Origin of the sequence: Ensifer sp. R-19 (assembly GCF_049905105.1) — a bacterium.
Taxonomy (GTDB): domain Bacteria; phylum Pseudomonadota; class Alphaproteobacteria; order Rhizobiales; family Rhizobiaceae; genus Ensifer.
In genome coordinates, this window is record NZ_CP184569.1 from 379,341 (window position 1) to 402,130 (window position 22,790).

Sequence of the window (22,790 nt, forward strand, 5' to 3'; positions counted from 1 at the left end):
CGCCCCGCGGACGCGCCGTCTCTCGTGCATCCTGGCCCGGTCCGGTCTCAGACGAAGATCTGATGTTCCGCCGTTACCAATTCCTGCAGGAAGGTGACCACCGTGCGCACGCGCACGAGGTCCCGGGCGCTTTCGTGATAGGTGGTCCAATAGGCGCGGCGGATCGTCGTTTCCGGCAGGATGCGTTTGAGCTCCGGCGTGTGGCGGGCGATATAGTTGTGCAGGATGCCGATGCCGGCGCTGGAGCGCACGGCTTCCGTCTGGCCGGTGGCGCTGGAGATCTCGAACGAGGCGTCCCAGCTTCGCATGATCTCGGCGGAGAAATTCAGAGATGGCGTGAAGATCAGGTCCTCGACATAGCCGATGCGGCGATGTTCCCTCAGATCGTCAATCGTCTGCGGCGTCCCGTGTTTTTCCAGGTAGTCCGATGAGGCGTAAAGACCGAGCGTGTAATCCGTAAGCTTCGAGGAGACGAGGCGCCCCTGTTCCGGTCGCTCGATGGTGATTGCAATATCGGCCTCGCGCTGCGACAGCGAAAAGGAACGCGGCACCGGCACCAGCTGCAGCTTCAGCTCCGGATAGCGGGCCGTCAGCCGCCCAAGGCGCGGCGCCAGGAACGAGACGCCGAAGCCGTCGGGCGCGCCGATGCGCACCGTGCCGGCGATCGCCGTGTCGATCCGGCCGATCTGCGATTGCGCCGCCAGCATCTCCGTCTCCATCCGCTCGGCTGCCGTCAGGAAGATTTCCCCTTCGGCGGTCAGCTCGCAGCCATTCGGCCGGCGCACGAGAAGCCGGGTCTTCAAGGTTTCCTCGAGCGCCGTCACCCGGCGGCTGAGCGTGGCATGGTTGACGCCGAGCCGCTTCGATGCCGCCAGGATCTGCCCGGTGCGCGCCACGGCTAGAAACATTCTCACATCGTCCCAATTCATAGGCAGATACCTCGTCTCAACATCATGGACTTTAGTTTTTGCACAACGGTTGCTGAATATCGGAAATTGCTTTGTTGAAATCGTAGTGCGATCATGCCGCCACAATCAAGGTCTGGAGGAACCAACCATGTACGAACTCGGTCATTTCATCGATGGCAAGCGCGTCGCCGGCAAGAGCGGTCGCGTCAGCAACATCTTCAACCCGGCAACCGGCGAAGTGCAGGGCACCGTTGCGCTCGCAAGCGAGGCGGAGCTTGCGGCAGCGGTCGAAAGCGCCAAGGCGGCGCAGCCGAAATGGGCGGCCACCAACCCGCAGCGCCGTGCCCGCGTCTTCATGAAGTTCGTCGAGCTCCTGAACACGCATATGAACGAACTCGCCGAGATCCTCTCGCGCGAACACGGCAAGACCGTCGAAGACGCCAAAGGTGACCTCGTCCGCGGCCTCGAAGTCTGCGAATTCGTCATCGGCATTCCGCATCTGCAGAAGAGCGAATTTACCGAAGGTGCAGGCCCCGGCATCGACATGTACTCGATCCGCCAGGCCGTCGGCATCGGCGCCGGCATCACGCCGTTCAACTTCCCGGCGATGATCCCGATGTGGATGTTCGCCCCGGCGATCGCCTGCGGCAACGCCTTCATCCTGAAGCCGTCCGAGCGTGACCCGTCCGTTCCGATGCGCCTCGCAGAACTGATGATTGAAGCCGGCCTGCCGGCAGGTATCCTCAACGTCGTCAACGGCGACAAGGGCGCCGTCGACGCGATCTTGACCCATCCGGATATTGCCGCCGTTACCTTCGTCGGCTCGACCCCGATTGCCCGCTACGTCTATGGCACGGCAGCGATGAACGGCAAGCGCGCCCAGTGCTTCGGCGGCGCCAAGAACCACATGATCATCATGCCCGACGCCGATCTCGACCAGGCCGCCAATGCGCTGATGGGCGCCGGCTACGGCTCGGCCGGCGAGCGCTGCATGGCGATCTCGGTTGCCGTCCCGGTCGGTGAAGAAACCGCCAACCGCCTGATTCAGAAGCTGACCCCGATGGTCGAAAGCCTGCGCATCGGTCCCTACACCGACGAAAAGGCCGACATGGGTCCGGTCGTCACCAAGGAAGCCGAACAGCGCATCAGAAGCCTGATCGACAGCGGTGTCGAGCAGGGTGCTGAGCTCGTGGTCGACGGCCGCGACTTCAAGCTGCAGGGCTATGAAAACGGCCACTTCATCGGCGGCTGCCTGTTCGACCATGTCACCCCGGACATGGACATCTACAAGACGGAAATCTTCGGACCGGTTCTCTCGGTCGTTCGCGCCAAGAACTACGAGGAAGCCCTCGACCTGCCGATGAAGCACGAATATGGCAACGGCGTCGCGATCTACACCCGTGACGGCGATGCGGCCCGCGACTTCGCCTCGCGCATCAACATCGGCATGGTTGGCGTCAACGTGCCGATCCCGGTTCCGCTCGCCTACCACTCCTTTGGCGGCTGGAAGTCCTCGTCCTTCGGCGACCTGAACCAGCATGGCCCGGACTCGATCAAGTTCTGGACCCGCACGAAGACCATCACCGAGCGCTGGCCCTCGGGCATCAAGGATGGTGCCGAGTTCGTCATGCCGACGATGAAGTAACGACGGGACAAAGATCCTCCCGCCTCCAGGGCCTCCTTCGGGAGGCCCTTTTTTGTTGCGCGCCGGGGACCTCCCTCGGGAGCTCCTTTCCTGTTGCATGCCATGCTGCGCTGCAACTAATTTGATATCCCCGAGGCGCTGAAAATTGATTCGCGCCTCGGTCGAATATTGCAGGCATTTCGATCGTTCTTTTGCATGGAAGGCTCATCCGGGGGGATAGCCACAGTTCGCTGGGTTCACAAATGACGTCATCCTGTCGCAACGCGGCGCCTGTCTGTTAGCGGGCGGCCGCAAGCTGATTTCATTGAGAGGTTTTATCATGGTCGTGGCCGAAACGGCGTCGATGCAAGGGACGTCGACGCAGAGGGTACCGGACAATTTCCACCGCCTGTCGTTCAGCGGTAGCGGAAAAGAGTATTTTGGCATCTGGATCGTCAACGTGCTGCTGACGATCATCACGCTCGGCATCTATTCCGCCTGGGCAAAAGTCCGCCGCAACCGCTATTTCTATGGCAATACTGTGCTGCTCGGGCGCGCCTTCGAATATCATGCGAAGGGCAAGCAGATCCTGATCGGCCGGGTGATCGTGTTCGCCTACCTGATTTTCTACAACGTCATGCTGACCTTCGTACCGATCGCCGGCATCATCCTTGCGCTGCTGCTGGTGGTCTTCGTGCCGTGGCTGGTCGTTAGGGGCCTGCGTTTCAGCGCCCGCGTCACCAGCTATCGCAATGTGCGGTTCGATTTCGTCGGCGGCGTCGGTGGTGCGTTCCTCGCCTTTATCGTCGGTCCGGTCATCTCGGTTCTGACGCTCGGAATCCTGGTGCCGCTCGCCAGCCGCTGGTCCTACCGCTACATCGGCAGCAACCTGCGTTACGGACAAAGGGCATTTACGACCGATCCATCGGTCGGTGCGATCTACAAGTCCTGGTTCCTGTCGGCGGCCATCATCGTTGCTGGCCTGCTGATCATCGCCTTTATCGGTTTCCTCAACCTGGCCGTGATCATGACGCTGTTCGACGGTTCCTATGTGGCCACCCCGGAAATGCAGGTTTCGCTGATTGCGGTGTTCGTCATCGGCTACATCGCGTTCTTCTCGATCTTCGGGGTCGCGACGCTGTTCTATCGTGCTGGCGTTCGCAACGTCGCCTGGTCGGCAACGACCTTCGATGGCAAGCATCAGCTGACGAGCGATCTGTCGCGGGGCCGTTACGCCTGGATCGCGATCACCAACGTGATCGTCACCCTCTTCACACTGGGCCTGATGCGTCCCTGGGCTGCGGTGCGCATGACGCGCTATGTCAATGAACATACGGGTGTACATTTCGAAGGTAATGTCGGCGAGATGTTCGACAAGATCGCCCAGGAAGGTTCGGCCGTTGGTTCGGAGTTCATGGATTTCGAAGGCTTCGACTTTGGCTTCTAGCGTCACAGAGATTGCTGTTGGCGAGTGGCATCCGGCCGGTTCCAGCCGGTCGGTGCCCTCGCGGCTGATCGAAGATGGCGGCGGCGTCAAGGCCTTGGGTGAGGACGGTGTCGAACTTGCAGGCGGCGTGCTTGCCGCCGTCGACATTTCCGCGCCTGTCGGCGCCATTCCGCGTCGTGTCGAGTTTCCCGACGGTTCGCTGTTCGAGACGACCGACAACGACGCCATGGATCGCTTCCTCAAACGGAAGGGAAAAACCAGTCTCGTCCACGAGTGGGAGCGTTTCCACCCGCGCCTGATCGCGGTCGTTTTGGCGACCGTGCTCTGCGGCGTGGCCATCTATCGTTATGCCGTGCCGGCGCTCGTCGAAGTCGCCGTGCTGGTGACGCCGCCGATCGTGCCGAAGATCATGTCGGCAAGCACCTTGGAAACAATGGATCGAACGCTGCTCGACACGTCGGCGCTTGCAGCTGAGCGGCAGAACAAGATCCGTGACGGGTTCAACGCGATCGCGCGCCAGTCCGATCGCGGCGAGGGCGGATATAGCCTCAACTTCCGCAAGGGTGGCACCATCGGCCCGAATGCCTTCGCGCTACCCGACGGCACGCTGATTGTCACCGATGAGCTGATCGAGCTTGCCGGCGACGATACCGAAATGATCGTCGGTGTGCTGGCGCACGAGATCGGTCACGTCGAGCTCGAGCATAGCCTGCGGCAGATCTACCGTGCCGCCGGCGTCGCCGGGCTGATCATGATGATCGGCGGCGACATCGGGTCCGGTGCTGAAGACATTCTGGTGCAGGGCGCTGGCCTCCTTACGCTCTCCTATTCGCGTAGCGCGGAAGGGGCGGCGGATCGGCATTCGGTGGAACTGATGCTGAAGGCCAAGCGTGACCCAACCGCGATCGCACGGTTCTTCGACCTGCTCGAAAAGGAGCTTGGCGACAGTTCCGATACCAGCATCTTGGCGACCCATCCCGGCACGCCGGAACGGCGCAAGGCGATCCTCGATTATGCCGGCGAACTGAGGGCGCAGGGTCAGTAGGCCTCTGCCCGTCGAGCCGCGTCGCCACATAAGGCGCGATGCTGTCATCAAAACGAAAACAGCGGGCACACGGCCCGCTGCCTCCAATTCATGCGATGGTTTTGATCAGTCCTGCGGACCGTCGTTGTAGCCGACCTTGTCGACCAGTTCCGATGCCTTCTTGCGGTTGGCGGCAATGTCGGCCAACGGCAGCTCGTCGGGCTTGATCGTGCCGAAGGACTTGACCACGTCGGAGGGCTCGGCACCCGGGAGCACCGGATATTCGTAGACCTGCTCGGCGTAGATCTTCTGGGCTTCGCCTTCCGACAGGAATTCCATCAGCTTCAGCGCGTTGTCCTTGTTCGGGGCGTTCTTGGCGAGTGCCATGCCCGAGATGTTGACGTGCGTGCCGCGGTCCTTGGCGTTCGGGAAGAGCACCTTGATGGCGGCAGCCCAATCCTTCTGTTCCGGCTCCTTCTCGTTGGTCAGCATCAGACCGACATAGTAGGTGTTGCCGAGTGCGAGGTCGCATTCGCCGGCGAGAATCGCTTTGGCCTGGTCGCGGTCGCCGCCGTCGGGCTTTTTGGCGAGATTGTTCTTGAGGCCCGTCAGCCACTTCTCGGTTTCGGCTTCGCCATGGTGGGCGATCATCGAGGCGAACAGGCCGATGTTGTAGGAGTGCTGGCCGTCGCGGGTGCAGATCTTGCCCTTCCACTTCGGATCGGCAAGTTCTTCATAGGTGATGTCGTCCTGGGCGACGCGGTCCTTGGAAGCGTAGACGACGCGGCCGCGCGTGGTGAGGCCGAACCAGTTGCCGTCAGGATCGCGGAAATGTGCCGGGATGTCCTTGCTGATCGTCTCGTTGACGACCGGCTGGGTGACGCCTGCGTCCTTGGCTTCGGTCAGGCGGCTGATGTCGACCGTCAGGATCACGTCGGCCGGCGAGTTGGCGCCTTCGGCCTGGATGCGCTCGACGAGGCCCTTGTCGAGGAAGAGCACGTTGGTGGTGATGCCGGTTTCCTTGGTGAAGGCGTCGAGCAGCGGCTTGATCAGATCGGGCTGCCGGTAGGAATAGATATTGACCTCACCGTCGGCCCAGGCGGCGCTCGTCGTAAGCAGGGTTGCCGTCAGGGACAAAACGCCCATCGCTGCTCTTGAAACGGACATCGCTTCCTCCATTTTCTTGTTTGAGCTAAGTTAACAAAAATGCTCATCTTTCTTGACCTCAGCGCCCAGAACAGTCAATCGGGAAACGGTTAACACTCAACAAGAAGTGAATTTTCGAGCTTTTTGGAATTGTTCCAAACTACGATCCGTCCTATATGATGAACTCGTGAACCTCTCGAATGCCGGAGTGAATGATGCGTCTGACGAAACAAACGAACTACGCGGTTCGCATGTTGATGTACTGCGCCGCCAACGGAGAAAAGCTCAGCCGCATTCCCGAAATCGCCAGGGCCTATGGCGTTTCCGAGTTGTTTCTCTTCAAGATCCTGCAGCCGCTGACCAAGGCCGGCCTTGTCGAGACCGTCCGCGGCCGCAATGGCGGCGTGCGCCTGCCGAAGCCCGCATCCGCCATCACCCTGTTCGATGTCGTCAAGGTAACGGAAGACAGCTTCGCCATGGCGGAATGCTTCGAGGCCGGCGAGATCGACTGTCCGCTCGTCGATAGCTGTGGCCTCAATTCGGCGCTCCGCAAGGCGCTCAACGCCTTCTTTGAGGTGCTTCAGGGCTACACGATCGACGACCTCGTCAAGGCGCGTCCCCAGATCAACTTCCTGCTCGGTCTCGAAGAAACGAAGCGTCCGCAGACCACGGCTGCCTGACGATCCAGGGCCTAGTGCATGTCACCTTAAATCGACCTCGTTTTAAGGACAAAGATATGCAGCAAATCAAAGTGCTACAGCGACCTTTGCGCGTCTGATAGAACGCGCGGCGCTGTAGCGGAGCTTCGCTGGGTTCACCCCTGCGGCAGATATTCCCGCAATATGAAATCGATCGCGGTCGGGTCGATTTCCGCCTTGTCGATGCGGAAGTCGGCACCGTACTCCTCCAGATTCTGAAAGTAGGGATCGGCGAGCGACGCCGAAATCACCCCGATCGGCCCGATGTAACCCTGGTGCCGAAGCGCCGGCACGGTCTCGCGGAAATCGCGCTGCGGCTGAAGTCGGTTGTCCAGGAGGATCATCGACACCGGCTTGCCCGAGCGCAGGAACTCCAGCGCGCCCTCCATCGTCTGGCAGTAATGCAGCTCGATCTCGATATTGCTCACCTTGCGGATCAAGGCGCGCAGGATCAGGTTTTCAGTCGGATCGTCGTCAACGAGCAGGATGTGAGCTTTTCGCGTCATGACCGATACCCTTGCTGATTTGCAGGCGTCCTGTTCGTTGGGCGTGGTGTAGTGGGATACCACGCATCGGCTGTCACTGGATGATCTGTTCTCGGATCGCCTTCGCCACCATCTGGGTGCGGTTGACGACATCAAGCTTTTTCAGGATCGTTGCGGTGTGGGAATTCACGGTGTGCTCCGACACGGAAACGATGAGAGCGATCTCGCTTGCCGTCTTCCCGTGCGAGATCCACTTGAGAATTTCGGTCTCCCGCGGCGTTAGGCCCATGCCGGTCTTGTTGGCCAGCGCGATGCGATAGAAGTAGTCGAAGGCTGAGACCGCGTCATAGGCGACTTCGACATGCTCGGTGCGGCCGATGTCATCGCCATCACCGAGAAAGAGAACGGCGTAGCGCGCGCCGGTGGCAGCCGTATGCACGGGCACGCTGAGCAGCAGCTCGAAACCGAGCTGCACGAGCAAATTCTGGCTGGTGTCGCAGCCCGGGTCGTCCGTCCGCCAGACGGAGGAAATCGCCGACCGGTGCAGCGTCTTGTAGAAGAGGGAGTCACCGAAGCGGTGGCGCTTGTCGTATTCCTCGGCAAGCCCGGAGGGAAGATCATGCAGCACCAGGCGGGTGGACAGCATGCACGCGTCGTTCTCGTTGCCGAGCTGAAGAATGCCGAAATGGCTGAAGCCGAACCTGAGCGCCATCGTGTGGAAGATGCGGAAGAAGTCTACGCGGTTCAGCGCTTTCTCAAGTTCGTCGCGAAGATCGTATCGCCTGTGATTTTCCAGCAAAGCCGCCACGGAATGGCTATCCCCTTGTCGTCGCGCGGCAGTCTATCCGGCGCGCCGGAGCGATCAACCGGCAAAGATCGGCGCCGGCATTGCTGGCAGCAAGCATCATGCCCGTCCCTCGGCAAACCTGCCGAAAGACGGCAAACTGTAAAAGGCGGCTGCCAGTCCCTCCCAAGGACGTCTGGGCACGTCGATTGTCTCCCCCGAGTTTTGTATACATTCTATTGCACAATCCTGTTGGTGATTTCTACCATAGTATCTTGGGATTGACGGAAACCTGTCGGTACCGAATCTCACTCTCGTGAGGCGGATGATCGTGTATTCCGCAGGCCCGCCGTTCGCGCTAGAATAAAGGCGGGCATCCGGGGCGAGACTAGCCCCGGTGGAGGGACGAACAAGGCACGTTGTAAACCCTGCGGAAACAGCCGGGAAGCCTTGGTTCGAAGGTGTCGCGCTGCATTGATTCGTCAGTCGATTCTAAAACAGTGGACAGAGATCCCGGCTCTACCTGCGGGCGAATTTTTCGCATAGACAAATTTATGCGGCGACTTATTGCAATGCGACGCCAAATGTCGTTCCATCCGGCCTTGACCGGGGGGCAACGGCATTCCGCGTCAGGAAAACACGAGAACAAAAACAAATCTGGGAAGCAAAGCTCATGAAAAAGCTCACTACTCTGTTTGCAGCGACGGCGCTTGCCACGCTGATGGCCGGCTCTGCCTGGTCGAAGACGTTCGTCTATTGCTCGGAAGGTTCGCCTGAGGGTTTTGACCCGGGCCTGTATACCGCCGGCACGACGTTCGACGCGGCGGCACACACGGTCTACAACCGCCTGCTCGAGTTCAAGAAGGGCACGACCGAAGTCGAGCCGGGCCTTGCCGAGAGCTGGACGATTTCCGACGACGGTCTCGTATACACGTTCAAGCTGCGTCCGGGCGTCAAGTTCCAGACGACCGAGTTCTTCACGCCGACCCGCGAGCTGACCGCCGACGACGTGGTGTTCTCCTATGAGCGCCAGCTGAAGGCCGACAATCCGTGGAACAAGTACATCACCGGCGCTTCGTGGGAATACGCAGCCGGCATGGGCTTCCCGGAAGTCATCAAGTCGGTCGAAAAGGTTGACGACCTGACCGTCAAGTTCACCCTGACGCGCAAGGAAGCTCCGTTCCTCGCCAATATCGCGATGCCGTTCGCTTCGATCCTGTCGAAGGAATATGCCGACAAGCTGCAGGCTGACGGCAAGATGGAGCAGATGAACCAGATGCCGCTCGGCACCGGTCCGTTCGCCTTCGTCGCGTACCAGCAGGATGCTGTCATCCGCTACAAGGCGAACCCGGACTACTGGGGCGGCAAGCAGAAGATCGACGACCTCGTCTTCGCAATCACCACCGACGCTTCGGTTCGCTTCCAGAAGCTCCAGGCCGGCGAATGCCACCTGATGCCGTATCCGAACGCTGCCGACGTCGAAAAGATGAAGGCTGACCCGAACCTGAAGGTCATGGAACAGGCCGGCCTCAACGTCGCCTACCTCGCCTACAACACGACCCAGGCTCCGTTCGACAAGCCGGAAGTGCGCAAGGCGCTGAACAAGGCGATCAACAAGCAGGCAATCGTCGACGCCGTCTTCCAGGGCGCTGCCCAGCCGGCCGTCAACCCGATCCCGCCGACGATGTGGTCCTACAACGACAAGCTTGAAGACGACACCTACGAGCCGGAAGCAGCCAAGAAGATGCTCGAGGACGCAGGCGTCAAGGACCTGTCGATGAAGCTCTGGGCAATGCCGGTTTCGCGTCCGTACATGCTGAACGCTCGCCGCGCAGCTGAACTGATGCAGTCGGACTTCGCCAAGGTCGGCGTCAAGGTCGAGATCGTCTCTTACGAATGGGCCGAATACCTCGACAAGTCCAAGGCGAAGGATCGTGACGGTGCCGTCATCCTCGGCTGGACCGGCGACAACGGCGACCCGGACAACTTCCTCGACACGCTTCTCGGCTGCAATGCTGTCGGCGGCAACAACCGTGCGCAGTGGTGCAACCAGGAATTCGACACCCTCGTGAAGAAGGCGAAGGAAACCTCGGATATCGCCGAGCGCACCAAGCTCTACGAAGAGGCCCAGGCCGTCTTCAAGCGCGAGGCGCCGTGGGCGACGATCGACCACTCGCTCTCCGTCGTGCCGATGCGCAAGAATGTCGAGGGCTTCGTTCAGAGCCCGCTCGGCGATTTTGCCTTCGACGGCGTGGACATCACCGAGTAATTTAGTTAACTGATCCTTAAGGGGGCGTTTGCCAAGGGCAAGCGCCCCTCTTTGCATCCACTATAGCGACCCGAGTTCCTCCTGGAGCGCAAAAGGTCGCTGTGGCATTTCGACTTGCTGTATGCTTCGCCGTTAAGTGGGAAAGCATGCAGTGGTGCCAGCGGCGGGATACAATGCCGCGGCAACATGGCGCGGGGTTTAACATGTTCCGATTTCTCTTGGGGCGATTGGCTGTCCTGATACCGACCTTCGTCGGGGTCTCCATCATCGCCTTCTCCTTCATTCGCCTGCTTCCGGGCGATCCGGTTGCGCTGCTTTCGGGCGAGCGCGTCATGTCGCCGGAGCGGCATGCGGAAATTTCACATGCGCTCGGTTTCGACCGGCCGATCGTGGTTCAGTACCTCGACTATCTCTGGGGCGTGCTCCACGGGGATTTCGGTACTTCGATCGTGACCAAGAAGCCGGTCATCGACCAGTTCTTCGAGCTGTTCCCGGCCACCGTCGAGCTTTCGCTCTGCGCGATCCTGTTTGCGATCATCCTCGGCATTCCGGCCGGCGTGATTGCGGCGATCAAGCGCGGCTCGGCCATCGACCAGGCGATGATGGGCACCGCACTCGTCGGCTTCTCCATGCCGATCTTCTGGTGGGGCCTGCTGCTCATCATGCTGGTCTCCGGCATGCTGCAGTGGACGCCGGTCTCGGGCCGTATCTCGCTGATGTACTTCTTCCCGCCGGTTACCGGTTTCATGCTGATCGACTCGCTGTTGTCCGGCCAGGCCGGCGCCTTCAAGTCGGCGGTCAGCCACCTGATCCTGCCGACGATCGTGCTTGGCACCATTCCGCTTGCGGTCATCGCGCGCCAGACGCGCTCGGCGATGCTTGAAGTCCTCTCTGAAGATTACGTCCGCACGGCGCGCGCCAAGGGCCTTTCGACCTTCCGCGTCGTTGGCGTCCATGCGCTGCGCAACGCGTTGATCCCGGTGGTCACCACCATCGGTCTGCAGGTGGGCGTCATGCTCGCCGGCGCGATCCTGACGGAGACGATCTTCTCGTGGCCGGGTATCGGCAAGTGGATGGTGGATTCGGTGTCGCGTCGTGACTACGCCGTCATCCAGGGGGGCCTGCTGGTCATCGCTGCGGTGATCATGGTGGTCAATCTCATCGTCGACCTGCTCTACGGTCTGATCAATCCGCGTATCCGGCACTAAGGAGGGCGTCATGTCTCAAGCTGCTGCAACAAGCGCCGTTTCGACCGATCCGTCCCGCCGGGCGCGACTGGCCGAGTTCTGGTATTATTTCTCCGAGAACCGCGGCGCTGTCATCGGCCTCGTGTTCTTCCTGCTCCTCGTCCTGCTGGCGGTCTTTGCGCCGTGGATCGCGCCCCATGATCCGGTGGCGCAGTACCGTGATGCGGTTCTGGTTCCGCCGGTCTGGCAGGAGGGCGGCCGCGCCGCCTACCTGCTCGGTACCGACGCCGTCGGCCGCGACATGCTGTCCCGTCTGATCTACGGCACGCGCTTCTCGCTGTTCGTCGGCGTCATCGTGACGACGTTGTCGCTCGTCGGCGGCATCGCGCTTGGCGTCATCGCCGGCTACTTCCGTGGCTGGGTCGATACCGTCATCATGCGCGTGATGGACATCATCCTCGCCTTCCCGTCGCTGCTGCTCGCCCTGGTTCTTGTCGCGGTTCTTGGGCCGGGCCTCGTCAACGCCATGATCGCGATCGCGCTCGTCTTCCAGCCGCACTTCGTGCGCCTGACGCGTGCGGCCGTCATGAGCGAAAAGACCCGTGACTACGTGGTTGCCGCCAAGGTCGCCGGCGCCGGACATGGCCGCCTGATGTTCAAGACGATCCTGCCCAACTGCATGGCGCCGCTGATCGTCCAGGCGACGCTCTCCTTCTCGAGCGCCATTCTCGACGCTGCAGCCCTCGGCTTCCTCGGCATGGGCGCCCAGCCGCCGACACCGGAATGGGGCACGATGCTCGCCGAGGCCCGCGAGTTCATCAGCAGCCACTGGTGGGTGGTCACGCTTCCGGGTATCGCGATCCTGATCACGGTGCTGGCAATCAACCTGATGGGGGACGGCCTGCGCGATGCTCTCGATCCCAAGCTGAAGAGGTCCTGATCATGGCGCTTCTCGAAATCGAAAACCTGGTCGTCGAATTCCAGACGGCCGCCGGTCCCTTCCGCGCCGTCAACGGCGTCTCCATGAAGGTCCACGAACGCGAGGTTCTGGCGATCGTCGGCGAGAGCGGCTCGGGCAAGTCCGTGTCGATGCTGGCCGCCATGGGACTTCTGCCCTGGACGGCGAAGGTGACGGCCGACAAGCTCACCTTCAACGGCCGCGACCTCTTGGGCATGTCGGCGAACGAGCGACGCAAGATCATCGGCAAGGATATTGCCATGATCTTCCAGGAGCCGATCGCCAGCCTCAACCCGTGCTTCACCGTCGGCTTCCAGATCGAGGAAGTGCTGCGCATCCACATGGGTCTCGACAAGGCCGGCCGCCGCAAGCGCGCCATCGAACTGTTCGAGGCGGTCGGCATTCCCGATCCGGCCGAGCGGCTCGGTCACTTCCCGCATCAGATGTCGGGCGGCCAGTGCCAGCGTGTGATGATCGCGATCGCGATCGCCTGCAACCCGAAGCTTCTGATCGCCGACGAGCCGACCACCGCGCTCGACGTGACGATCCAGAAGCAGATCCTCGACCTGCTGATGAAGCTGCAGGCCGAGCACAAGATGGGCCTGATCATGATCACGCACAACATGGGCGTGGTCGCGGAGACCGCCGACCGGGTGGTCGTGCAGTACAAGGGCCGCAAGATGGAAGAGGCCGACGTGCTGACGCTCTTCGAAAATCCGAAGAGCAACTATACCCGCGCACTTCTGGCGGCTTTGCCGGACAACGCGACCGGCGATCGTCTGCCGACGATCTCCGAACTCTTCGTCGATGAAGGAGCGGCCCAATGAGCGTGATCCTTGAAGCGCGCAACCTGGTGCGCGACTACCATATCCCCGGCGGCCTTATAAAGAAGGCAAAGACCGTTCATGCCTTGAAGGGCGTGAGCTTCAGCGTCGAACAGGGCAAGACGCTGGCGATCGTCGGCGAGAGCGGCTGCGGCAAGTCCACGCTTGGCCGCATCCTCACTCTGATCGACCCGGCGACCTCGGGCGAGCTGTTGATCGAAGGCAAGAAGATCGACATCGCCAAGGGCGACATGACGCCGGAGATGCGCCGCAAGGTGCAGATCGTCTTCCAGAACCCTTACGGCTCGCTCAACCCGCGTCAGAAGATCGGCGACATCCTGATGGAGCCGCTGGTCATCAATACCGATACGCCCGCCGACGAGCGTCGCGATCGGGCGATGACGATGTTGAAGAAGGTCGGTCTCACCGACCTGCACTTCAACCGCTACCCGCACATGTTCTCCGGTGGCCAGCGCCAGCGTATCGCCATTGCGCGCGCGCTGATGCTGAACCCGAAGCTGCTGGTGCTCGACGAGCCGGTATCGGCGCTCGACCTTTCGGTTCAGGCACAGGTCTTGAACCTGCTCGCCGATCTGCAGGACGAGCTCAAGCTGACCTACGTCTTCATCAGCCATGACCTCTCGGTCGTGCGTTACATCGCCGACGACGTCATGGTGATGTATTTCGGCGAAGCCGTCGAATATGGCAGCCGTGACGAGGTCTTCGCCGATCCGAAACACAGCTATACCAGGACGCTGTTTGCCGCGACGCCGCGTGCGGACGTGGAGAGCATCAAGGCACGATTGGCGAAGAAGAAGCAGGCGGCCTGATCCATCACCGCTGATTTTCGCCGAGGAAACAAGAGAAGCCGGGCAGCCACTGCCCGGCTTCTTTGACATCAAGACACGATGGTGTAGAGGTGTCGCGCCGCCTTCACTTCTCGCCTCTGGGCGGCGGGCAGCCGCTTTTCGGCCGGACGACCGTTCGGCCCAACCTCAGGAACACGATCATGGAAATCAAGCGTTTCGAAACCGGCCCCCGTATGAGCCAGGCCGTGGTCTACAACAACACCGTTTACCTCGCCGGCCAGGTCGGTAACGCCGGTGACGATGTCGTGACGCAGACGAAGCAGGCGCTTGCCGAAGTCGACCGTCTTCTGGCGCTCGCCGGCACCGACAAGACCCGCATCCTCTCGGCCACCATCTGGCTTGCCGACATGGCCGATTTCCCGAAGATGAACTCCGTCTGGGATGCCTGGGCTCCGCAGGGCCATACCCCCGCGCGCGCTACCGGCGAAGCCAAGCTTGCGACCCCGGAATACCTCGTCGAGGTCATCGTCGTCGCTGCCGCCTAAGCCCTGCGGTACGGGCTTTTCCGCATCACGCTTTCAGCGCCGTCGGACCTCCTGTCCGGCGGCGTTTTTCGTGGCGCCGCTTGGGTCGCGCAGGGAACCAATTGGCGAGCCCGCACGTTATCGTCCGAACCAAGAATCTGGCCAAAAAACCGGGCCAACCTTTGGGAGGACTGTCTATGCTCTATTGGCTACCACGGGTCTGTGTCCTTCTTTTCGCGGGCGTCCTGATCGCTTTCGGTCTCATTCCGGACACCGCTGCGGGTGTCGCTAACACCTTGCTCGTCATCATTCTCGGCCTCGGTCTGCTCTCGCTGACCCTGCATATCTTTCCACCGGAACGTCATTGATCGAGCGCGATCCAGGCGGCGTGCCGCAATCTGAGGCGAAGCCTGCGGCTGGGCAGTTCGATGTCCTGCCCGCAAGACCGGACGGCAGTCGCGCGTCCGTGCATGAAGGACAGCGAGGCATGCCTGAGGGACAGCGAGGCGTGATCTTGGAAACCTTGCGGCGAGCCGGTGCTTCACACGAGTACAAGCGCGCAAGACGCATTGTCGAAGAGGAGGCGGCCGTTGCGACGGCGGCGCCGTCGACCGCGCCGCGGCGTGACGGTATCGATCTGATGGTTGCCTGGAGCATCGTCGGCCTCTTCGTCATTGCCGGGTCCGCTGCCATCTACACCATGGAGACGATCCTGCTGCCCATCACGCTCGCGATCGTTGTCGGTATCGTTCTCGGGCGCACGGCTGACGCACTGGCGCGCTATGGTTTGCCGCCGATCTTCGGCGGCCTGCTGCTGGCGATGATTTTCGTGATCGGTCTGTCCTTCCTCGTCAACGCATTGCTCGGCCCGCTGACGGCACTCGCCTCCGAAGCGCCGAAGCTTGCCGAGGGCGTCGTGGCGCGCATCATGCCCTTTGTCGACCGGTTTGAGTGGTTGCGGCTGGCGGTCGCGCGGAGCGTAGGGAACGATGCGATTGCCGATACCGTTATGAAGAACGCCGGCCCGATGCTCGCTGCCACCGTCGGGGGACTGACACCGGCCCTCGTACAGACTTTGATCTTTCTCGCAGCGCTCGGTTTGTTTCTGCTTGGCCGGCTGGAACTGCGCAAAGCCATCATTCTCGCCTTTGCCGGCCGCGAGCAGCGCCTCAGCGCCATCCGCATCATGAATGCCATTGAAGATGCACTGGCGCGGTACTTCTCCATCGCCAGCCTGATCTATCTGGCACTCGGAACTGTGACGATGGTCATCGCACTCGTCGGTGGCCTCGCCATGCCGCCGCTCTGGGGCCTGTTTGCTTTTGTCTCAAGCTTCATTCCCTATCTCGGCGTGACGGTGATGACGCTGAGCCTTGTCGTCGGCGGGCTGATGACGCACGAGGTGCTGTGGCTGGCGCTGGCGCCGGCCGTGGCTTTCTTCGTCGTTCACCTGGCCATGGAAAATCTCGCCATTCCGGCCATCCTCGGCAGTGAACTCGAGGTGAATCCGTTTCTGGTGTTCATTGCGATCGTCTTCTGGACCTGGATGTGGGGCGCGGTCGGCGCCATGCTGGCGCTGCCGCTTTCTCTCATCGTCCTTGCAATCGTCGAAGAAATCCGTGAGCAGCCGCCGGAACGGCAACTGCCTGGCTGAAGGGGAAAGATCAGCGCCGAGCCGAGCGGGCGTGCTCGTCGAAGAACAACGCCTGACTGATCAGAGCCTTCACCATGTCCGGATTGAACGGCTTGGTCACGAGGAAGGCCGGTTCCGGCCGCTTGCCAGTGAGCAGTCGCTCGGGGAAGGCGGTGATGAAGATCACCGGCACCGTCGCCTGAGTGAGGATTTCGTTGACGGCATCGATGCCCGAGCTGCCATCGGCGAGCTGGATGTCGGCGAGCACCATCCTCGGGGATGTCTTGCGATAGAGATCCAACGCCTCAGTATGGGTGCGGGCGATGCCCGTCACCCTGTGGCCGAGGCTTGTCACCATGTCTTCGATGTCGAGCGCGATCAGCGGCTCGTCCTCGATGATCAACACATCGGTTGCGACCTGGCGTGAGATGTCTTCCGAGGCAACCGTCAAGAGCTTCGAAAATTCGCCCTGGCTCAGACCCATGATCTCCGCCGCATCGGCGATCGAGAAGCCTTCGACCGAGACGAGCAGGAAGGCTTGGCGCGGCGCAGGCGCGATCAGCGACAGGTTCGCGGCCGCCTGTTGTTCCCAGGCAAAGGGCGAGGCGTTTTCGGTCAGATCGATCGAAATCTTCTCGAACTGCGAGCAGAATAGTTTGTAGAGGCTGATTCGATCGTTCGACGTATCCGGGAAGAGGCCGATGTCCTCGATGAGGGCTTCGAGAACGGCGGCCACATATCCGTCACCCGCGGCCTGCGAACCGGTGACGGCGCGGGCGTAGCGGCGCAGGAAGGGCAGGTGTGGCGCGATCCGGGTCGAAAGGGACATCAACGACTTCCTTAGGTGCAATACGATTCGTTTGTTTTCTGAGGATAGGGGACATCTGGCGGAATACGTGAATGGTTTTGAACACGTTTTTCGGCCTAGAGCAAATCCGGCACACTCGCCAGGCGGTCTTCTGTGCGGATGGGTGGAAAACAACGGGAAGGCCGCAAGCGGCGGTAGATTCAGAACATGGACGACGGGACCGAAAGACGGGAAGGGCAGGGCGGAGGACCGGGTGTGGCCGCGGAAAATTCGGATGCCCACGGGCTGATCGGCGCCAGATTGAAGGCGCTCTATCAAGCGCTGGAACAGGAGCCGGTTCCTGAGCTCTTCGTCGATCTGCTTGAAAAGCTGGAGAAAGCGGAAGCGGCGGCGGCTGAGCGCGGGCCTTGAGCCTAACCCGCCTTAACGGAAGAAACGGGCCAAGGCCCGTTTCTCCATTGTTCGTGCCGATCAGCAGGCGGCCTCATAGCGGCGGCCGTAGCGGTCGCGATAGATGCAGCGGCCCGGTTCGTTGGCATTCCCGATGAGTGCACCGGCAACGCCGCCGATCGCTGCGCCCACGGCAGCACCTCTGACATTGCCCGTTGCTGCGCCGCCGACAATGGCGCCACCGGTTGCGCCGATTGCCGCACCCTTTTCTGTTTGCGTGCAGGCGGCCAGCGGGAGAATGAGGCTTGCTACGATCAGTATCTTCTTCATGACGCGTTCCTATCCGGTTGCTCTGTTGAACATAGAATCGGTTACTTGAAATTGATTTGTCGGGACTGATGACGAACAGAATGACGACAATGAGGCATCTGTCGCACCCGGTGCCGCGTCATTGGCCAGCTTTGACTTGCTCGCAATGGGCGAGCTACGTGTGGTGTGTCCTTGCCTCCCAGCATCTCCTCCATCGCTCGGCCGCAGTCGCAGCACTTGTTATCGTTGCGAAAACGACGACTGCTGCGTTTTGTTCCATAGCCGCCGGTCCGGCATAGCATCTCTCGCCGGCAGCGACGGCTGCCGGAACGGCGTCCATGCGCATCTGAAGCGCGAGGCATGGGCGCGGCGAACGCGCTACGTGGGCAAAGGTTCCAACAAAAATTAGATCTCGTCCGGTGGAACAGGAGGGCAGTCGTCCCCGTTTGCCGTTCTCAAGTTTGACGTTGGGGAGCATGCCCATGGAACACATAGCTGCCATCATGGTCCTGGTCGGCTGCATGCAGGCCACGGACGCCTGCCGCGAGGTGCCGGCGCCGACCGAGGCGTTCGAAACCGTAGACGAATGCCGCGAACTGCTTTCGCCGGCGACCAAGGCGACCGCCGGGGCCTTCAAGCACGCCTATGGTGCCTGCGCCGAGGTTGACCCGGCTCTGCTTGTCGAGGACGCGACCATCGAATGGCACGTCACTCCTGCGGGCCGCTTGCAGGTCAAGGTGCAGGTCGATGATGGCAGTTACACGGTTGCCGCGCGCCACGACAGCCATGCGAAGACCCGCAACTGAGTTCACGGGCCGCGCGTGTGGCGGCCCATCAAACCGAAAGGCAAAGCAATGAATTGGGATATCGTCGAAGGCAAATGGCATGAACTGAAAGGCAAGGTGCAGGCGCAATGGGGCAAGCTCACCAACGACGATCTCGACGTCATCGATGGTCGTCGGCAGGAGCTTGCGGGGCGTATTCAGGCCCGCTACGGGGTCGCACGCGACGAGGCGGAGCGTCAGATCGACGAGTGGATGTCACGGCGCTAGGAAAAGGGTCGACACAAGCTCGGCAACCAGAGGTGCGTAAAGTTGCAAACAGAAGAAGACAGGCGATGACATAAGAAAAACCGCCCGGCCCTGGCCGCGGCGGCTTTTCAATTGTCTTGCGGAAGCTTGGTTATTTCTTCTGTGCCATCCGTTCGCGCCGGCGAAGTTGTTCGAGAAGATGTTCGAGTTTCGCACTCTGATCTTCGCTGCTATTGACGTAAAGATCGCGCATCGTCTTACCGATGTGAAGATTGCCAGCCTGGAGATCTTTTCTCTCCCGACCCGCTGCAACCGCCGTTTTCCAGATATGTGCTATCGGCATCTTCATTTCGACCCTGCATATTCCATGGAGGAGGAACGTCAGAGTATCTCGAATGTTCCGGGCATTTCCGGTACAAACCGTCTCGATTTGGGACTCTTTTGTCTATCATGGTAAATGAATGGTTAATGTCCGTGGGAATGAAGATTTTCTCAGAGCGCATTTCATAAGATATTTGGAACAAAGTGATAGTTGTGGCGTTTGCTTTGCAGTAATCCTGGCAAGGAGAATTGCTATGTTATACTATGCGCTTGTCTTCCTCGTTGTGGCAATCATAGCGGGTGTACTTGGTTTCGGTGGCGTTGCGGGTACCTCGGCGGGTATCGCGCAGGTCCTTTTCTTCCTCTTCCTCGTCTTCCTGGTGATTTCGCTGGTCGCGGGCCTGGTGCGTCGAGGCTGACGGAGCGGTCGCAAACGCAAGGTAGTTGGACATGGGCGGCGGCAACGTCGCCCTTCTTGCATCCGCAGGTCCGCTCCGTCGGCTCGCCTTGCTTGCCCTTGCAGGCCCGCTTGGCTATTGATGCCGATACCGCCGCTTTTGCCTTGAGGATACCGAAGATCATGAAATCGCTGGAACTGCTCGTCGAGCAGATCATCCTCTCCAGCCGCTCGCTGAAGAAGAAATGACGTTGGCGCCGTGGCTCGAGCAAAGCCGCGGCTTGTCTTGATCGGAAAACGGGGCAGCTGCAAATGAAGACTGACGTAGTGGTTCTCGGCGCCGGCATCGTCGGTATCTCCACCGCCATCCATCTGGCGCGGCGCGGCAAGTCGGTGGTGCTTCTCGACCGTCGCGGCGCCGGCGAGGAAACCTCCTACGGCAATGCGGGGCTGATCCAGCGCGAGGGTGTGTTTCCCTATGGCTTCCCGCATGATTTCGGCGCGCTCTTCCGTTACGCGCTGAACAACACGATCGACGCGTCCTATCATTTCCGGGCCTTGCCGGGGCTGGTGCCGTTCCTGGCGCGGTACTGGTGGCATTCGGGCTTTACCCAGCACCAACGCATCGCCCATCTCTATGCGCCGCTGATCGAGCATTCGATCAGCGAACACCAGGACCTGATCGCGGCGTCAGGCGCGGGCGAACTCATCCGTAAAGACGGCTGGATGAAGGTTTTCCGCACCGAGAAGCAGCGCGATTCGGCCTACAAGGAGGCGGAGAAGCTTTCGGCTGGCTTCGGCGTCAATCACCAGAAACTGTCTTCAAGCGAACTGAAGACGATCGAACCGTCCATCAAGGCTGATCTCGTCGGCGGTCTGCGCTGGAGCGATCCCTGGTCGATCCGCGACCCGCACAGTCTCAACAAGGCTTATCTCGCCTATTTCCAATCGCTGGGCGGGCGCCTCGTTTCCGGCGACGCAGCCACGACTGAACATATCCTCGAAGGTCCCGGTTGGCGCGTCGCGACACCGGAGGGCCCGCTCGAGACCCGCGAAGTCGTCGTGGCGCTCGGTCCTTGGGCCGACACGGTCACTCGCAAGCTCGGCTACCATATCCCGCTCGCGGTCAAGCGCGGCTACCACATGCACTATGGCATGCAGGAGGGCGCGCAGCTCAACAACTGGGTGCTTGATGCCGAGAAAGGCTATTTCCTGGCGCCGATGCTGCGCGGCATCCGTCTGACGACCGGCGCCGAATTCGCCTGGCGCGATGCGCCGAAGACGCCGGTACAATTGACCCGCGCCGAACGGGTGGCGCGCGAATTCTTCCCGCTTGCCGAACGCCGCGACGAAGAGCCGTGGATGGGCGCGCGCCCCTGCACGCCGGATATGATGCCCGTTATCGGCAGGGCGCCGCGCCACGAAGGCCTGTGGTTTGCCTTCGGCCATGCGCATCACGGCATGACGCTCGGGCCAGTCACCGGCCGGGCACTGGCGGAAGCGATGACCGGGGAAAAGACGGTCATCGACATCGCGCCCTACCGGCCGGAGCGTTTCCTCGTCTAAAGCAAGTCCAGGAAAAGTGCGAAGCGGTTTTCTCCCGGAATTGCACCGTTTCAAGGAGAATAAGCCACGTGCGGGAGGCTGCCCGGCAATGTTTGAACGAGGCCGGAGTAATGCTTCCGGCCTTGTTTGCTTTTGACAAGCCGGTCTAGGCGTTGGTGCCGCCGTCGATGGTGAATTCGGCGCCGGTGACGCCGCGGCTATCGGGGCCCGCAAGCCAGGTGACGAGACCCGCCACGTCTGTGGCGTCGTTGAAGCGGGGAATGGCCATCAGCCCGCGCTGCGGACCGGCGTGCTCACCATCGGCGGGGTTCATGTCGGTATCGGTCGAACCGGGATGGACGATGTTGACGGTAATGCCCCTCGGCCCGAGGTCCCGCGCCACCGCCTTGGTAAAGCCGACGAGCGCGGATTTGCTCAGCACATAGAGGCTCATCCCCGGCCACGGAACGCGGGCGGCAAGGTTGCTGCCGATCGAGATGACGCGTCCGCCCTCGGGCATGTGCGCCGCTGCAGCACGCGTTGCAAGGAACACCGCCTTCACATTGACGTCGATCGTCCGGTCGAAATCCTCGGCAGTCACCTCCGTCACTGTTCCGGCATCGAACACGCCGGCATTGTTGACGAGGATGTCGATGCGGCCGTGCTTCTCGGCAACCGCGCCGACAGCAGCCTCGACCGCGCCCGGATCGCGGTTGTCCGCCAGAATCGCCAGCGCCCTGCCGCCGCCCTTGGTGATCTCCGCCACCAGTGCCTCAGCCTTTGCCTTGGACTGGCTGTAGGTCACCGCGACGGTTGCGCCTTCATCCGCCAGACGTTTTGCGATCGCCGCGCCGATGCCGCGACTGCCGCCCGTCACCAGAGCCACCTTGTTTTTTAAGCTCGTCACTGGTCTCTCCATATCTGTAGTGATCGATACATATATGGAGAGACGACTTGCCAGTCGCTGTCAAGCGATTTATGTATTGATCGATACAGAAAGGAGCCGTTCCGATGTCGAGCCGTGGCCGTCCACGCAATTTTTCCCGAGAGGAGGCGCTCGCGAGCGCCATGCGGCTCTTCTGGGACAAGGGCTACGACAACACGTCGCTAACCGATCTGACCCAGGCGATGGGGCTGAAACCGCCGAGCCTCTACGCCGCCTTCGGCAGCAAGGCACAGCTCTTCATCGAGGCCGTCGATCTCTATGGCCGGACGGACGGCGCCGGCATCTGGGATGAGCTGGAAACGGCCCCAACGGCCAAGGCGGCGGTCCATGACCTCTTGAGACGGACCGCTGACAATTTCACCCGCGGCGCGGAGCCGCGCGGCTGCATGGTCGTGCTTTCGGCGCCGCAGATGGCGGGCGGGGATGCGGAGGTCTGTGAGGCGTTGAAGGCGCGCCGGCTTGAGAAGCAGGTCGCACTGGAGCGGCGGCTTGAGCGCGGCGTTGCGGACGGCGATCTGCCTGAGGGCACGCCGTGCGCGGCAATCGCGGCCTATGTCGCCTCGCTCCAGCATGGAATGTCGATCGAAGCCCGCGACGGGGCAACACGGGAAACCTTGCTGGCGATCGCCGACTGCGCCGCCGCCGGCTGGGACGCCATGGTCGCGGCATCGATCAAGCCGAACTGAGCGGCCGAACTGAGCGGCCGAACTGAGCGCTTGTCTT

The 22,790-nt window shown here is 61.3% G+C and carries 26 protein-coding genes; 18 read left to right on the forward strand and 8 right to left on the reverse strand.

All coding sequences use genetic code 11. The features are described from left to right. Positions 1-47: 47 nt before the first annotated feature. Positions 48-929: a LysR family transcriptional regulator gene (locus ACN9MO_RS01775; RefSeq protein WP_058325415.1), complete on the reverse strand. Its 882-nt coding sequence runs from the start codon at positions 927-929 to the stop codon at positions 48-50. Positions 930-1,056: 127 nt separating this feature from the next. Between ACN9MO_RS01775 and ACN9MO_RS01780 the strand changes: the two genes are divergently transcribed. From ACN9MO_RS01780 to ACN9MO_RS01790, 3 genes are all read left to right on the forward strand, one after another. Continuing rightward, positions 1,057-2,553: a CoA-acylating methylmalonate-semialdehyde dehydrogenase gene (locus ACN9MO_RS01780; protein WP_058325416.1), complete on the forward strand. Its 1,497-nt coding sequence runs from the start codon at positions 1,057-1,059 to the stop codon at positions 2,551-2,553. 319 nt (positions 2,554-2,872) lie between these two features. Further along, complete coding sequence (locus ACN9MO_RS01785) at positions 2,873-3,979, forward strand: YjgN family protein (protein WP_113133227.1); 1,107 nt, start codon at positions 2,873-2,875, stop codon at positions 3,977-3,979. Further along, positions 3,969-5,024, forward strand: coding sequence for a M48 family metallopeptidase (locus tag ACN9MO_RS01790; RefSeq protein ID WP_162733672.1), 1,056 nt, complete (start codon positions 3,969-3,971; stop codon positions 5,022-5,024). The genes ACN9MO_RS01785 and ACN9MO_RS01790 overlap by 11 nt, the downstream gene beginning before the upstream one ends. 105 nt (positions 5,025-5,129) lie before the next feature. Here ACN9MO_RS01790 and ACN9MO_RS01795 read toward each other — a convergent pair whose 3' ends face one another. Beyond that, positions 5,130-6,149, reverse strand: a complete 1,020-nt coding sequence (locus ACN9MO_RS01795) for a Fe(3+) ABC transporter substrate-binding protein (protein WP_057250963.1) — start codon at positions 6,147-6,149, stop codon at positions 5,130-5,132. 215 nt (positions 6,150-6,364) lie between these two features. Between ACN9MO_RS01795 and rirA the strand changes: the two genes are divergently transcribed. Then, on the forward strand, positions 6,365-6,829 hold the full coding sequence (gene rirA / locus ACN9MO_RS01800) for an iron-responsive transcriptional regulator RirA (protein WP_057251106.1): 465 nt from the start codon (positions 6,365-6,367) through the stop codon (positions 6,827-6,829). A 134-nt stretch (positions 6,830-6,963) separates the two neighbouring features. Here rirA and ACN9MO_RS01805 read toward each other — a convergent pair whose 3' ends face one another. Together ACN9MO_RS01805 and ACN9MO_RS01810 are read right to left on the reverse strand one after the other, a co-directional pair. Then, a complete protein-coding gene (locus ACN9MO_RS01805) occupies positions 6,964-7,353 on the reverse strand; it encodes a response regulator (RefSeq protein ID WP_057250960.1) in 390 nt (129 codons plus the stop codon). 73 nt (positions 7,354-7,426) lie between these two features. Further along, positions 7,427-8,140 (reverse strand): helix-turn-helix domain-containing protein, encoded by a 714-nt coding sequence (locus ACN9MO_RS01810; RefSeq protein ID WP_113133225.1) that lies wholly within the window; start codon positions 8,138-8,140, stop codon positions 7,427-7,429. Positions 8,141-8,789: 649 nt separating this feature from the next. Between ACN9MO_RS01810 and ACN9MO_RS01815 the strand changes: the two genes are divergently transcribed. From ACN9MO_RS01815 to ACN9MO_RS01850, 8 genes are all read left to right on the forward strand, one after another. Then, entirely contained in the window at positions 8,790-10,385 is a 1,596-nt protein-coding gene (locus tag ACN9MO_RS01815) for an ABC transporter substrate-binding protein (protein WP_057250957.1), read from the forward strand. 203 nt (positions 10,386-10,588) lie between these two features. After that, positions 10,589-11,593 carry an ABC transporter permease subunit gene (locus ACN9MO_RS01820; protein WP_057250955.1) on the forward strand — a complete coding sequence of 335 codons (1,005 nt, stop codon included), beginning with the start codon at positions 10,589-10,591 and terminating at the stop codon, positions 11,591-11,593. Positions 11,594-11,603: 10 nt separating this feature from the next. Then, a complete protein-coding gene (locus ACN9MO_RS01825) occupies positions 11,604-12,512 on the forward strand; it encodes an ABC transporter permease subunit (protein ID WP_113133224.1) in 909 nt (302 codons plus the stop codon). Positions 12,513-12,514: 2 nt separating this feature from the next. Beyond that, the gene (locus tag ACN9MO_RS01830; protein ID WP_082615831.1) at positions 12,515-13,357 is read left to right on the forward strand and encodes an ABC transporter ATP-binding protein; all 843 of its coding nucleotides are present in this window, start codon (positions 12,515-12,517) and stop codon (positions 13,355-13,357) included. Beyond that, complete coding sequence (locus ACN9MO_RS01835) at positions 13,354-14,184, forward strand: ABC transporter ATP-binding protein (protein WP_057250951.1); 831 nt, start codon at positions 13,354-13,356, stop codon at positions 14,182-14,184. Before ACN9MO_RS01830 ends, ACN9MO_RS01835 begins: the two co-directional genes overlap by 4 nt. 179 nt (positions 14,185-14,363) lie before the next feature. Further along, complete coding sequence (locus ACN9MO_RS01840) at positions 14,364-14,708, forward strand: RidA family protein (RefSeq protein WP_057250950.1); 345 nt, start codon at positions 14,364-14,366, stop codon at positions 14,706-14,708. Positions 14,709-14,884: 176 nt separating this feature from the next. Beyond that, complete coding sequence (locus ACN9MO_RS01845; protein ID WP_093231984.1) at positions 14,885-15,055, forward strand: hypothetical protein; 171 nt, start codon at positions 14,885-14,887, stop codon at positions 15,053-15,055. A gap of 155 nt (positions 15,056-15,210) precedes the next feature. Beyond that, positions 15,211-16,341 carry an AI-2E family transporter gene (locus ACN9MO_RS01850; protein ID WP_373419808.1) on the forward strand — a complete coding sequence of 377 codons (1,131 nt, stop codon included), beginning with the start codon at positions 15,211-15,213 and terminating at the stop codon, positions 16,339-16,341. A 10-nt stretch (positions 16,342-16,351) separates the two neighbouring features. Here ACN9MO_RS01850 and ACN9MO_RS01855 read toward each other — a convergent pair whose 3' ends face one another. Further along, positions 16,352-17,149, reverse strand: a complete 798-nt coding sequence (locus ACN9MO_RS01855; RefSeq protein WP_058320468.1) for a response regulator — start codon at positions 17,147-17,149, stop codon at positions 16,352-16,354. Positions 17,150-17,383: 234 nt separating this feature from the next. Between ACN9MO_RS01855 and ACN9MO_RS01860 the strand changes: the two genes are divergently transcribed. Then, a complete protein-coding gene (locus ACN9MO_RS01860; RefSeq protein ID WP_244495600.1) occupies positions 17,384-17,539 on the forward strand; it encodes a NepR family anti-sigma factor in 156 nt (51 codons plus the stop codon). Between the two features lie 60 nt (positions 17,540-17,599). Here ACN9MO_RS01860 and ACN9MO_RS01865 read toward each other — a convergent pair whose 3' ends face one another. Further along, positions 17,600-17,848 carry a glycine zipper domain-containing protein gene (locus tag ACN9MO_RS01865; RefSeq protein WP_034800856.1) on the reverse strand — a complete coding sequence of 83 codons (249 nt, stop codon included), beginning with the start codon at positions 17,846-17,848 and terminating at the stop codon, positions 17,600-17,602. Positions 17,849-18,309: 461 nt separating this feature from the next. Here ACN9MO_RS01865 and ACN9MO_RS01870 point away from each other — a divergent pair, with 461 nt between their 5' ends. Both ACN9MO_RS01870 and ACN9MO_RS01875 read left to right on the forward strand, forming a co-directional pair. Continuing rightward, complete coding sequence (locus ACN9MO_RS01870) at positions 18,310-18,633, forward strand: hypothetical protein (RefSeq protein WP_113133222.1); 324 nt, start codon at positions 18,310-18,312, stop codon at positions 18,631-18,633. Positions 18,634-18,681: 48 nt separating this feature from the next. Further along, entirely contained in the window at positions 18,682-18,879 is a 198-nt protein-coding gene (locus ACN9MO_RS01875; protein WP_057250941.1) for a CsbD family protein, read from the forward strand. A 130-nt stretch (positions 18,880-19,009) separates the two neighbouring features. Here ACN9MO_RS01875 and ACN9MO_RS01880 read toward each other — a convergent pair whose 3' ends face one another. Continuing rightward, the gene (locus tag ACN9MO_RS01880; RefSeq protein WP_113133221.1) at positions 19,010-19,207 is read right to left on the reverse strand and encodes a hypothetical protein; all 198 of its coding nucleotides are present in this window, start codon (positions 19,205-19,207) and stop codon (positions 19,010-19,012) included. A gap of 226 nt (positions 19,208-19,433) precedes the next feature. On the opposite strand from ACN9MO_RS01880, the gene ACN9MO_RS01885 reads away from it, so the two are divergent. Both ACN9MO_RS01885 and ACN9MO_RS01890 read left to right on the forward strand, forming a co-directional pair. Continuing rightward, positions 19,434-19,598, forward strand: a complete 165-nt coding sequence (locus ACN9MO_RS01885) for a DUF1328 domain-containing protein (RefSeq protein WP_065372751.1) — start codon at positions 19,434-19,436, stop codon at positions 19,596-19,598. 290 nt (positions 19,599-19,888) lie between these two features. Further along, the gene (locus tag ACN9MO_RS01890) at positions 19,889-21,142 is read left to right on the forward strand and encodes an NAD(P)/FAD-dependent oxidoreductase (RefSeq protein ID WP_093231988.1); all 1,254 of its coding nucleotides are present in this window, start codon (positions 19,889-19,891) and stop codon (positions 21,140-21,142) included. Positions 21,143-21,287: 145 nt separating this feature from the next. On the opposite strand, the gene ACN9MO_RS01895 is transcribed toward ACN9MO_RS01890, so the two are convergent. Beyond that, positions 21,288-22,040 (reverse strand): SDR family NAD(P)-dependent oxidoreductase, encoded by a 753-nt coding sequence (locus ACN9MO_RS01895; RefSeq protein WP_058320465.1) that lies wholly within the window; start codon positions 22,038-22,040, stop codon positions 21,288-21,290. A gap of 92 nt (positions 22,041-22,132) precedes the next feature. On the opposite strand from ACN9MO_RS01895, the gene ACN9MO_RS01900 reads away from it, so the two are divergent. Further along, positions 22,133-22,753: a TetR/AcrR family transcriptional regulator gene (locus ACN9MO_RS01900; protein WP_058320464.1), complete on the forward strand. Its 621-nt coding sequence runs from the start codon at positions 22,133-22,135 to the stop codon at positions 22,751-22,753. The last annotated feature ends 37 nt before the right edge of the window (positions 22,754-22,790 follow it).